The 11,762-nt window shown below is 62.4% G+C and carries 9 protein-coding genes and 1 tRNA gene; 7 read left to right on the forward strand and 3 right to left on the reverse strand.

Annotated elements, in window-relative coordinates; genetic code table 11:
- Window positions 1-9 precede the first annotated feature (9 nt).
- The gene (locus G6N54_RS28110) at window positions 10-870 is read left to right on the forward strand and encodes a carboxymuconolactone decarboxylase family protein (protein ID WP_163793951.1); all 861 of its coding nucleotides are present in this window, start codon (window positions 10-12) and stop codon (window positions 868-870) included.
- Between the two features lie 10 nt (window positions 871-880).
- Here the strand turns inward: G6N54_RS28110 and G6N54_RS28115 are convergent, their stop codons facing one another.
- The gene (locus G6N54_RS28115) at window positions 881-1,201 is read right to left on the reverse strand and encodes an EthD family reductase (protein WP_163793953.1); all 321 of its coding nucleotides are present in this window, start codon (window positions 1,199-1,201) and stop codon (window positions 881-883) included.
- Window positions 1,202-1,354: 153 nt separating this feature from the next.
- Here G6N54_RS28115 and G6N54_RS28120 point away from each other — a divergent pair, with 153 nt between their 5' ends.
- The 3 genes from G6N54_RS28120 to G6N54_RS28130 all read left to right on the forward strand — a co-directional run bounded on the left by G6N54_RS28120 (window position 1,355) and on the right by G6N54_RS28130 (window position 3,021).
- On the forward strand, window positions 1,355-1,588 hold the full coding sequence (locus G6N54_RS28120; RefSeq protein ID WP_163793955.1) for a DUF3072 domain-containing protein: 234 nt from the start codon (window positions 1,355-1,357) through the stop codon (window positions 1,586-1,588).
- A 58-nt stretch (window positions 1,589-1,646) separates the two neighbouring features.
- Window positions 1,647-1,720: transfer RNA gene (locus tag G6N54_RS28125), tRNA-Ile, on the forward strand.
- Between the two features lie 113 nt (window positions 1,721-1,833).
- A complete protein-coding gene (locus G6N54_RS28130) occupies window positions 1,834-3,021 on the forward strand; it encodes an IS481 family transposase (RefSeq protein ID WP_163793957.1) in 1,188 nt (395 codons plus the stop codon).
- Between the two features lie 235 nt (window positions 3,022-3,256).
- Here the strand turns inward: G6N54_RS28130 and G6N54_RS28135 are convergent, their stop codons facing one another.
- On the reverse strand, window positions 3,257-5,137 hold the full coding sequence (locus tag G6N54_RS28135; protein WP_163793959.1) for a helix-turn-helix domain-containing protein: 1,881 nt from the start codon (window positions 5,135-5,137) through the stop codon (window positions 3,257-3,259).
- Between the two features lie 131 nt (window positions 5,138-5,268).
- On the opposite strand from G6N54_RS28135, the gene G6N54_RS28140 reads away from it, so the two are divergent.
- The gene (locus tag G6N54_RS28140) at window positions 5,269-7,035 is read left to right on the forward strand and encodes an N-acyl-D-amino-acid deacylase family protein (protein ID WP_163793962.1); all 1,767 of its coding nucleotides are present in this window, start codon (window positions 5,269-5,271) and stop codon (window positions 7,033-7,035) included.
- A gap of 617 nt (window positions 7,036-7,652) precedes the next feature.
- Here the strand turns inward: G6N54_RS28140 and G6N54_RS28145 are convergent.
- Window positions 7,653-7,946 carry a hypothetical protein gene (locus tag G6N54_RS28145; protein ID WP_163793964.1) on the reverse strand — a complete coding sequence of 98 codons (294 nt, stop codon included), beginning with the start codon at window positions 7,944-7,946 and terminating at the stop codon, window positions 7,653-7,655.
- Between the two features lie 264 nt (window positions 7,947-8,210).
- Between G6N54_RS28145 and G6N54_RS28150 the strand changes: the two genes are divergently transcribed.
- Together G6N54_RS28150 and G6N54_RS28155 are read left to right on the forward strand one after the other, a co-directional pair.
- Window positions 8,211-8,756, forward strand: coding sequence for an MmpS family transport accessory protein (locus G6N54_RS28150; RefSeq protein ID WP_163793966.1), 546 nt, complete (start codon window positions 8,211-8,213; stop codon window positions 8,754-8,756).
- The gene (locus tag G6N54_RS28155; RefSeq protein WP_163793968.1) at window positions 8,753-11,689 is read left to right on the forward strand and encodes an MMPL/RND family transporter; all 2,937 of its coding nucleotides are present in this window, start codon (window positions 8,753-8,755) and stop codon (window positions 11,687-11,689) included. The genes G6N54_RS28150 and G6N54_RS28155 overlap by 4 nt, the downstream gene beginning before the upstream one ends.
- Window positions 11,690-11,762: the final 73 nt, after the last annotated feature.

Raw genomic sequence — 11,762 nt, forward strand, 5'->3', positions numbered from 1 at the left:
GTATCCGGCATGGTGACTCCGGCTACGGTTCGTGATGGTCAGCTAGCCCGGTTGGTGGTTTTGTCCCCGCCGGGGGATGCTCGCCTGGTGGGCCTGGTCCGTCGGGTGTGCGCGCAGACGATGTCGTTGCCCGGGTTGCCCGTCGAAGTGGAAGTCGCTCAGCCGGCATCGGAGGCCGAGACCGTCGTCGCCGAGTTCGCCGAGCAGTTCAGCGCCGACGTCTCCGCGATCACCGTCGAGCAACGGTCTCTACTGTTTAAGACGCTGGGGGACAGCACCTTTGGTGTCGTGGTGGCGATGTACATCGCCGACTTCGTGCCGCGGGTGCGGGCCGGGCTCGAGGCGTTGGGCGTCGGCGCGAGTTTTCTGGGCTGGACCCGTGGGCCGATCGAGTGGGATCACGCCACCGACCCGTCGGGCGAGGTGTTCAACGAGTTCCTGCCCGCGGTGGGCCGGATGCGTGCGCTGGATCCGGTGACGTCCGAGCTGGTGCGGCTGCGCGGCGCGGCCGCGCACAACTGCCGGCTGTGCAAATCGGTGCGCGAAAGCAGGGCACTCGATGCCGGGGGGTCGGAGTCGCTCTACGACGACATTGCGCAGTTCGAGCAGTCGACGTTGATCGACGATCGCGCAAAAGCAGCGCTGCGGTATGTAGATGGGTTAATTTGGACGCCGGCGCACCTCGACGCCGACGTTGTCGCCGAGGTGCGCGCTCGGTTTTCCGAGGTCGAGGCCGCCGAGCTCGCCCTCGATGTCATGCGCAATGCCAGCAACAAGATCGCGGTCTCGCTGGTTGGGGACGCGCCCCGGGTGTCGGAAGGTACCGAGACCTACCTGCTCGACGTCGACGGTCAGACGGTGTTCGGCTGACCGCTCGAGGTCAGTGCTGCGGGACCTCGATGTCGGAGACCAGTACCCGGACGCCGCCGGTGGCAAGGCGCCCGAGGGCTTCGAAGAACGCGCCTGCCTCCGGGGTCGTCACGGCGACGCTGACGTCGTCGTAGGTCGGGTAGTACAGATCGATCATGCGGTACGCAGGTGTCGGGCTGCCGTCTTCTTTCGGCCAGACCTTCGACGCCTCGAGCCGCAGATATCCCGGGATCCGCCGAGCGAGCTCCAATTGCTCTGCTTCATAGGCGCTTTCGAAGGCGGCCGGGTCGGTGGGGTTGTCGTAGATGACCGTGAGCTTGGTTTCAGACACTGGATTTCCTCGCATCGTTGTCGGGGCTGGTCTGGGGTCTCTCAGCGGTAGTAAGTCTCGCAGCATGGCTGGGGCCCTGTCGTGCCGAATCGAACAACTCGCGAGCGCGAAGCCGCCGGCGGTTTATGACGCCATGCTTCGAACGTGTGTGCGATGGATATTCGTCGGTCATGGCTGACGAGACGCGGGCAAGCGCCGCAGGAAAATCCCGGAAAAGAGACCTCCGAATGGGTGACCGGCGATGAGCCGATGACCGGCCCGCAGCGTAGTTATCTACACACGCTGGCCCAGGAGGCCAACCGCGACCTGCCCGACGACCTGACGAAGGCGCAGGCGTCGGAGCTGATCGATGAATTGCAGCAAGCGACCGGACGAGGCACGGACTAAGGGCCACGCCGTCGCCCGGGGTGGGGACTGAGGCTAAGGTCGAACCCGTTGAACACCAGGGGCGGTAGCTCAGTCGGTTAGAGCCGCGGACTCATAATCCGTTGGTCGCGGGTTCGAGCCCCGCCCGCCCCACTTCAGAGCTGTATGACCTCGGTTGATGCGTGACATTTTGTCTTCGGGTGATGCCTGACAGTGTTTCGGCTGATGCTTGACACCTATTTCGGCTGATCCTTGACACTCCCTAGATGAGGGAGTTGAGCGTGGCCGAGCAGAGGTATCAGGCCGTGTTAGCGGTGATCAGTGACGGCCTATCGATTTCGCAGGTCGCCGAGAAGGTGGGAGTGTCGCGCCAGACGCTGCACTCCTGGTTGGCCCGCTATGAGGCCCAAGGTCTCGACGGGTTGGTGGATCGGTCGCATCGGCCGGTGTCGTGTCCGCATCAGATGCCGGCTGAGGTCGAGGCTAGGCTGTTGGAGTTGCGGCGCTCGCGTCCGTATTGGGGGCCGCGGCGGCTGGTGTTCGAGTTGGCCAAGCGCAAGGTTTCCCCGGTGCCGTCGTCCTCGGCGGTATACCGGGCGTTGTTGCGGGCCGGGTTGATCGACCCGAGCGTGCGGGATCGGCGCTCGCGTAAGTGGAAGCGCTGGGAGCGTGGGGCGCCGATGGAGTTGTGGCAGATGGACATTGTGGGCGGGTTCCCGTTGGCCGATGGGACCAGCGCCAAAGCCCTGACCGGTATCGACGATCACTCCCGGATGTGTGTCTGTGCGCGGTTGATGGCCCGGGAGCGCACCCGTGCGGTCTGCGATGGGCTGCGTGATGCGCTGGCACGCTACGGAGTTCCTGAGCAGATCTTGACCGATAACGGCAAGGTGTTCACCGGCCGGTTTTGTCATCCGCCGGTGGAAGTGCTCTTTGATGCGATCTGCCGCGAAAACGGCATCGAACATCTGTTGACTCAGCCGCGGTCGCCGACGACGACGGGCAAGATTGAGCGGTTTCATCGCAGTCTGCGCGCGGAATTCCTCAGCGGCGCAGCACCGTTCACGAATCTGAACACAGCCCAGCGGGCTCTCGATGAATGGGTGGGTGACTACAACACCAACCGGCCGCACCAGGCGTTGAAGATGGCGACCCCGGTGCAGCGCTTCGGCGCCGGCGGGCCGGCCTTAGCCCCGTCGACGTCGAAAAGCGCGCGCACCAAGCGCGGCGGCGACGACTGGGTGAGTCGCCGGGTCACCACCAACGGGGTGGTGTGCGTGGCCTGGCAGCAAGTCAGCATCGGCCGCTACTACGCCGGTCAGCGCTGCGACGTCCACGTCGACGGTGACCTGCTGCGGTTCTGGGTCGGCGAAAATTTGGTCAAAACGGCCGCCCGCCGTACTACCGGCGAGGTACGAAACAAACGAGCCCTGCGCACCAGCGCCGGGAGCTAAAACCTAACAACAAGTGTCAAGGATCAACCGAAACAGAAATGTCACCCATCAACCGACTCTGAACAGCCCCACCTATTGCGCGTCAGTCGCACAGCCCCACTTCAAAGCAGGTAGTTAGCTTACCTATTCGTATGATCCGACTTAATGTTCGTACTTAATTTCCCGGTCCAACAGCGCGGTGACCTCGCGCTTTATTAGAGGCGGCCCCGTTTAGCCGTTGAGATCGTGACTGCGACTAGCGTGTGACTGAGCGTGTTGGTGGCCGATGGTCTCCGGCGAGGTCGGGATCTTGATTGGGGAAGACCCTTAGTAAGACGTGGAGGTCCAGCGATCGAGGGGGCTGCCGCCAGTCGGAGCCGAGCAGGCGGTCTAGCACTGAAATGCGTTGATAGAGCGTGTTGACGTGAACGTCGAGTGCTCGCGCGGTGGGTGCGGCCCGGCATCCGTGGTCGAGAAAGGCTTTGAGGGTAGCCAGCATCGGCACGTTTCGATTTTGCTGCTCAGATATCATCGCACCGAGTGCCTCATTGAACTGAGCCCGTAATTCGCGCTGGCCGGTGTGATTCAACAGAATGCGGTAGATGCCAAGTTGGTCAGCCGTGGCAACGGCCCCCGTCCGGCCGAGGGTCAGCAGGGCGCCCAGGGTGTCGACGGATTCTCGATAACAGCGATGCAGATCTGCCGGACTTGCGGCTGGTCCGGCAACGCCCGCCGTCGCCCTCGCGCCATTGTTCGCGCTCCAGCTCGTTAGCACTGTATCTGGGTGTTTGGCCGGTACCACTGCGACCAGCCGTGTGCCGTCGGCCACTACGACGGTTCCTGCGGGCTGCTTTGCGGCAACGCTGCTCCACTGCCTACGCGGGAGCTCATCGAAGGGTTGTGCCGCGATGACGCAGTACGCGAGGCCCGGAACTAAACTGGCGTTGTGCATTCGTTGCCGCGAGGTCGCCCGATCGGCAGTTTCTCGGGTCAACAGGTCGAGCAGCATCGCGTCGCGGGTCAATCGGGTCGCCTCGGCGACGGCCTGCGCACCGGTCATTGCGAGTGCGAGGGCGGGGGCAGCTCGTTCGAGCAATAGCCGATCGCTGCTCTGGTCGCTGCCATCGATGAGTAGCAACGCCCCGAGCACTTCTCGGCCCGCAATGATGGGCGCCAGCTGCACGGATCCATTACCCGCTACGATCACCCGATTCTCCTGTGCCGGTTGGGTTTTCGTTGCTGTGAACGTGTCGATCAGCTCGGGGTATCGAACAGCGATATCGCGGGGTAGGTCGGCGTCCGCGTCGAGCAGCATCAGTCGACCGGTCGCCACAGCAGCGATCTCACTTACCAAATCCTCGACGTCACCGCCCTTGAGGACCACGTTGGTCAGTTGGTGATCCCATGCCAACGTCTGTTCGAGCTGGCGGTTAGCCGTGTTGAGCTGCTGGGCGGTGTCGCGATATTGCCTGAGCGTAGTTGCGTTGTCGATTGCGACAGCTGCGTGCGAGGCCAGTGCCGCCAGCAGGCCAATCTCGTCATTGGCGAAGCGACGCTCGGTCCGTTTGCACGCGAACAGCGCCCCTAACGCCCGCCCGTCAACGGTGAGTGGAACGCCGAGTACCGCCCGGATCTGTTCGGCGGCAACCATATTGTTGAAGGATTCGTGAGCAAACGAGGTCTCCGCGGCGTAGTCACTTGTCCAGACCGGCTCGCCGCGACCGATTACCAGGCTCAGCAACCCCGCGCCGCGGGGCACGTGCAGACCGACTAGCTGCGATGTTAATGCGCCACTGGCAACTTCGATGACGAAGTCGTTTCCGCGAACGACCCCGATGTATGCCAAGTCGACCCCAAGTAGTCGCAGCGTTTGCGCGGTGATTTGGGGGAGTAGCTGGTCGACGGCGTGGGTGCTGGTCAATTGCGCCGCGATGTCGTTGAGCGCTGTCAACCGCGAAACCCGCTGGCGCCTGTCATCGAGCAGCGCGTGTAGTTGAACCGCGGCACCCGCGTGCCGCTCGGCTTGGGCAGCGTCGACACCGGCTTCGACGAGTTCGTCGCGGTGATCGTAGATCGCCTTGACGGGCACACCCGCCAGCAGCAAGTCCAACCACTTCTCCGATGCACTTCCCGGCATGTGTACATAACCTACGCCAATTTCGCCTAATCAGGCTGATCTGTCTATACGTTTTGTCATGCCCGGGCCCTAGCTTGAAAGCATGACCGTCGGTATTCAGTCGGTTGCCGACCAGACTTAAAGGAACCAAGATGGCGACATATGACCTGGTGATCCGCGGCGGAACGGTGTTCGACGGTACTGGCGCGGCGCCGAGCATCGCCGATGTTGGGGTGCGCGGCGACAGGATCGCGGCCATCGGCAACGGACTGCCCGACGGTATGCGCACCATCGATGCGACCGGGCGGTGGGTTATTCCAGGGATGTTGGACGTGCACACCCATTACGACGCCGAGGTGCTGGCTAGTCCCGGGTTGGGTGAGTCGGCGCGACACGGGGTAACAACCATCATCCTCGGCAATTGTTCACTGTCGACGGTGTACTCCGAGGCCGACGATTGCGCGGACATGTTCGCGCGGGTGGAGGCGCTGCCGTGGAGTGTCGTGCACTCGGCGGTCAAAGAACGCAAGACTTGGCATGATCCGGCGAGCTATGTTGCCGCGATCGAAGCACTGCCGCTTGGGACGAATGTCGCGGCGTTTATCGGTCATTCGGACATGCGTGTCGCGACAATGGGATTAGGTCCTTCGGTCGACTCGACGAGTCGGCCATCGCGAGACGAACTTGATCGGATGCGGCGAATGCTTACCGACGCGCTCGACGCCGGTTTCGTCGGGCTTTCCACAATCCGCAGTTCGTGGTCGAAGCTAGACGGAACACGTTATCCCGCGAGGCAATTGCCCTCGGCGTACGCGACTTGGGGCGAGTATCACGTCCTCAACAAGATTCTTCGGCAGAGAGGACGAGTGCATCAGAGCACGCCGAACCTCACACGCCGTGCAGAGGTGGCGTTCTACTTGTCCCAGAGCATTGGCGCGGGTTTACGCAAACCACTGAAGACCACCTTGATTTCGGCTGCCGATATCAAGGCGGACCGTGGCGTCGCCCGCGCAGCGATCGCCGCGGCGACGACCACCAACCTATTGGGCGGGCAATTCCGTTGGCAACATTTGCCGGTCCCGTTTGAGGTCTACGCCGACGGCGTGGATCTGGTGATCTTCGAGGAATTTGGTTCCGGTGCGGCTGCATTGAATATCCGCGACGCGTTGCAGCGAGGTCGGCTACTCGACGACGAGGAGTACCGGCGGCGATTCCGCGAAGACCTCGCGAAACGATTCGGCCCGCGCGTTTGGAATCGGGACCTCGCCGACGCCGAAATCGTGTCGTGCCCCGACAAGAGTGTGATCGGAAAATCCTTCGCGCAAGTCGGCAACGAACGCGGTATCACACCCGCCGACGCCTTGCTTGATCTGACGGTCGAGCACACCGAAAAGCTCCGGTGGCGCACCACAATTGCTAATGATCGCGACGATGTGCTGGACCGCCTCCAACGGTCACGCGCCGTTCAGGTCGGCTTCGCGGACTCCGGCGCCCACCTACGCAACATGGCGTTTTACAACTTCGGTGTTCGGATGCTTGAGCGCGTTCACCAACGTGGTTTCATGCCGATCGAAGCTGCTGTGCATCGGCTCACCGGAGAGCTTGCCGATTGGTATGGCCTCGACGCTGGCCATCTTGGCGAAGGCTGTCGTGCCGACCTTGCCGTCATCGACCCATCAGGCTTCGACGGTTCCGGTCGCAAATACGCTGAGGCGCCGTATCCCGGTGCCGATGGAGTCAAACGCATGGTCAACCGGAACGACCGTGCTGTCACCGCGACCGTGGTGGGCGGCCACATCGTTTACGCTGAGGGCCAATTCGCGCGTGGATTTGGCCAGACGCTGCACGCCGGCACATTCCTTCGTGCGCGCGATAGCAAGAACACGGCGGTTGCGACTCCCGTGCCTAGTGCGCGGTAACGTGTTGGCCACACCGCATGCGATCAAAGCCAACCAGTGCCTGGCCATAGTTCAACAGTGATGCAATCGGCCGCATAGTGGTGACTCAGGCCACCGCAGAGCTACCAAATGTTCGACACCTGTTCTGTGTCTGTGGTTTTCAGCTCGACGTCGGAGAATCCTTACTGGGTTTCATCGCTAAGCGCCCGACTGGCGGAGTGTCGAGGGCGATAATTTGACTGTGCACGACCCGCGTACCGTCTTCCTTAGCGATGCTCCGCAAGGCGCCACGCTTGAGGCCGTCGGCCGCCTCGAGCCCCTCAGCCTATGCGCCAGCAGTCAGAACCTGACTCTCGCTGCTTAGCAAACGATTTCGTCTACGTACATCGTGGCTACGAGGATAAGGCTATCCTCCCGATGGGCCAAGAATTTCTGGCGAAACGCGCCGCCGCGCTCCCGCTGGTCTGAGATCGGGTGATCCGGACACAACCGAACCGCGCAAATTTCCCGAATGACGTCTACCGGCAACGCCAATCGATCCAGGGGTATTCGAAATTTGTGCTGGGAGAGGCCACCCGTATCGGCGATGGCGAATGGATTTGTCGAGTCCCAGACCGCGAGATCGCCTGGACGCAAGGTTATTCGCGGTCACGCTGGGCCACGACGCAGGACTCCGTCCTCTGCAACCCCAAGAACAGACTCGGCTTGAAGTCGTTGCGCGGCAACGCCTTGTACTGAACCTTGACGGTGCTCGTGGTCACGGACCACACCGTCAGCTCACCCAGGTCGGTGATCGCCAAGTTCGTTGGAACCGGGCCGTGATCGTCTGGATAGTCGATCTCAAGCGGCGCCAGCGTCCTCCAGACCGTGGCGCGCACCACTTCTTCGCGATCGGCGGCCGGGATTCGCCGAGCGTCGAAGATGACCGTCACTGCGATGCCCTCGTACCCGCCGGGTCGGCGCTTCTGCCGAGCGTGTCGTAGTGCAACATGCGTCCCAACCAGTTCTAACCGCGACAATTCTCCGATTTTGCCATCATCGGAGCGTCGGTCAGCAAAAGATCGTCCAGGGAGTTTCCGAGTTTGCGGATCGCACGGCTCAGGACGTGAAGCCCGGACCGTCTCGGTGTAGGTTAGAGCGTCTAAGCTTACCCTTTAAAGTAGTTGATTAGCCTTCGCCCCTGGTTAGGAATGCCCATGACGACCACCAAGCCATGGACAGAGTCGCGCGACCCTAAGGCTCCCTCGAGCCCCGAGGAAAAACCCGGTCCACAGCGCGTCAGGAAGAAGGGTCTGTTCAGCCGGTTCTGGCTCGTCCTCACCATTGCGGCCGTCGTCGCTCTATCGGGTTTCATGGTTTACCGACTGCACGGAATCTTCGGCGTCCACAAGGGTTCGTTCGGTGGGGGCACGTCCGGCGAGGTTCTTGACCAGTTCAACGCCAAGACCATCACGCTCGAGGTCTGGGGCTCGCCGGGCAGCACGGCCACCATCAACTACCTCGACGAGAACTCCCACCCGCAGCAGGCCCTCAACGTCCCCTTGCCCTGGAGCACAGTATTGAGTTCAACGAAGCCCGGCATCCCGGCAAACCTGGTAGCGCAAGGAGACGGGAGTTGGATTGCCTGCCACTTCGTCGTCGACAACCATGACGGGCGCGGTGCGGTGATCAAGGGTGCTAATCAATCGCCCGCCAACGAGAACGTCAATGCCATGGTCTACTGCCTGGACAAGTCCGCATGAGCGAGGCCACCGAAGAGGCTCCGCCGCCGCGCGTCGATCAGCCGCTGATCCCGCCGTTCCTGCCGCGGATGATCCACCGGCTTGCATTGCCGATTGTCCTGGTGTGGTTGGGCATCGTCTTCGTCACCAACACCATCTCTCCGCAGTTGGAGGTCGTCTCCAAGAGGCAGTCGGTGTCGCAGAGTCCCACGGACGCGGTGTCGTTTCAGTCGATGATGAAGGTCGGATCGACGTTCAAAGAGTTCAGTACCGACAGTTCGGCGATGATCCTGCTGGAGGGCGACAAGCCGCTGGGGGCCGAGGCGCACCGCTATTACGACAAGATTGTCAAGCGACTCGAGCAGGACAAGAAGCACGTTCAGCACATCCAGGACTTCTGGAGTGATCCGCTGACCGCCGCGGGCTCCCAGAGCCACGACCAGAAGGCCGCGTACGTCCAGGTCTACCTCGCCGGCAACATGGGCAGCGCGATGTCCGGCGAATCCACGGAGGCGGTCCGCAAGATCGTGAACTCGGTGCCCGCGCCGCCCGGCATCAAGGCCTACGTCACCGGGGCGGGTCCACTGTTTGCCGATCAGTCCCACGCGGGTGAAAAGGGCGTAGCGACCGTCACGATGATCACCTTCCTCGTGATCATCGTGATGCTGCTGTGGGTCTATCGGTCGGTGATCACCATGCTGATCATGCTGGTCATGGTCTTCATCGAATTGGCCGCGGCCCGCGGTGTCGTCGCGACGCTCGGCAACTACGGCATCATGGGGCTTTCGACGTTCGCCAACAACATGCTCGTGCTGATGGCGATCGCCGCCGGAACGGATTACGCGATCTTCGTGGTCGGCCGCTACCACGAAGCCCGCGGTCAGGGCGAAGACCGCACCCAGGCGTTCTACACGATGTTCCACAGCACGGCGCACGTCGTATTGGGATCCGGGCTCACCATCGCCGGCGCGATGTATTGCCTGAGCTTCTGCCGGCTGCCCTATTTTTCGTCACTCGGCATACCCTGCGCCGTCGGCATGCTGGTCGCGGTCCTCGCGGCCTTGACTTTGGCCCCGGCGATCCTGACCGTGGCGACGTTCTTCAAGCTGCTAGACCCGAAGCGAAAGCTGCAGACCCGGGGCTGGAGACGCATCGGCACCGCCATCGTTCGCTGGCCCGCACCGATTCTCGCGGTGACCATCGCCGCCGCATTGGTCGGCCTGCTCGCGTTGCCCGGCTACAAGACGGACTACGACACCCGTCACTTTCTACCGGAAGACACCCCGGCCAATGTCGGATATGCGGCCGCCGACCGGCACTTCGACCAGGCTCGGCTCAATCCCGAGCTGTTGATGATCTCGACCGATCACGACCTGCGTAACCCGGCCGACTTCATCATCCTGGACAAGGTCGCCAAAGCGGTGTTCCACATCCCCGGTATCGGCCGGGTGCAGACCATCACCCGACCATTGGGCACTCCGCTCGACCACAGCACTCTCGGTTTTCAGATGGGTGCACAAGCCGCGGCGCGGCTACAGACTCAGCACTACCAGGAAGAGCAAGCGCAGAACCTGCTGAGCCAGGCGGACGAGCTCAAGAAAACGATGGCAACGCTGCGTGAGCAGATGCAGGTCACCCAGGATCTGAGCAACACCACCCACGAAACCACCAGGCTTACCAAGCAGACCGTCGAGATCACCGAGAAGTTGCGCGACGACATCGCCAACTTCGACGACTTCCTCCGGCCGATCCGTAGCTACTTCTACTGGGAGAAGCACTGTTTCGATATCCCGGTTTGCTGGGCGATCCGGTCGGTGTTCAACGCGCTCGACGGCATCGACCAGGTCGCCGAGAACATCGTGAACCTCAGCGCGAATCTCGACAAGCTGGACCAGATTCAGCCGAAGTTGGTGGCACTGATACCGCCGCAGATCGAGAGCCAACAGCACAACCTCGACACCATCATGTCGAACTACGCGATCACGAAGGGTCTCAACGACCAGGCGAAAGCCCAGGCGGACAACGCCACCGCGCAGGGCGATGCGTTCGACAAATCCAAGAACGACGACACGTTCTACCTTCCGCCGGAGGCGTTCAAGAGCCCCGACTTCGCGAGGGGTCTCAAACAGTTCATCTCGCCGGACGGGCACTCTGTCCGGTTGATCATCTCGCATGAGGGCGACCCCGCGACCCCTGAAGGCGTCAACCATATCGGGCCGATCAAGCAGGCCGTGCACGAGGCAATCAAGGGCACGCCCTGGGAGGGTGCCCACGTCTACCTCGGCGGTACCGCCGCGACGTACAAGGACATGCACGACGGTTCGAACATCGACCTGTTGATCGCCGGAATCTCCGCAGCCACACTGATTTTCATCATCATGCTGGTGATCACCCGAAGCGTCGTAGCGGCCTTCGTGATCGTCGGCACGGTGTTGCTGTCGCTGGGCGCCTCGTTCGGACTCTCCGTGCTGCTATGGCAGTACATTCTGGGGATCAAGCTGCACTGGATGGTGCTGGCGATGGCGGTCATCCTGCTGCTGGCGGTCGGCTCGGACTACAACCTGCTGCTGATTTCGCGGTTCAAGGAGGAAATCCACGCCGGCCTCAAGACGGGGACGATCCGCGCGGTTGCCGGTTCGGGCTCGGTCGTGACCGCCGCCGGCCTTGTGTTCGCCGCCACTATGGCCACATTCGCCTTCAGCCCGCTGCGGGTGATGGCCCAAGTGGGTACGACGATCGCGCTGGGTCTGTTGTTCGACACCTTGATCGTGCGGTCGTTCATGACCCCGTCGCTAGCCACCTTGCTCGGGCGCTGGTTCTGGTGGCCGCAGCACGTGCGTCCACGGCCGGCCAGCACCATGCTGCGACCGTACGGACCGCGTCCCGCCGTGCGCGAGCTGATCGATCACGACCTTGACGACATCCCACCGGGCGGACTGGTCACAAAGCGCTAAAAGCTATGTCGCGCTGGCGGTTCCAGCCGAGAGTTCCGCCCAAGGTGCGCTGAGGGCGAAAAGTGAGCCGCCT

Origin of the sequence: Mycobacterium stomatepiae (assembly GCF_010731715.1) — a bacterium.
GTDB classification, from domain to species: Bacteria; Actinomycetota; Actinomycetes; order Mycobacteriales; family Mycobacteriaceae; genus Mycobacterium; species Mycobacterium stomatepiae.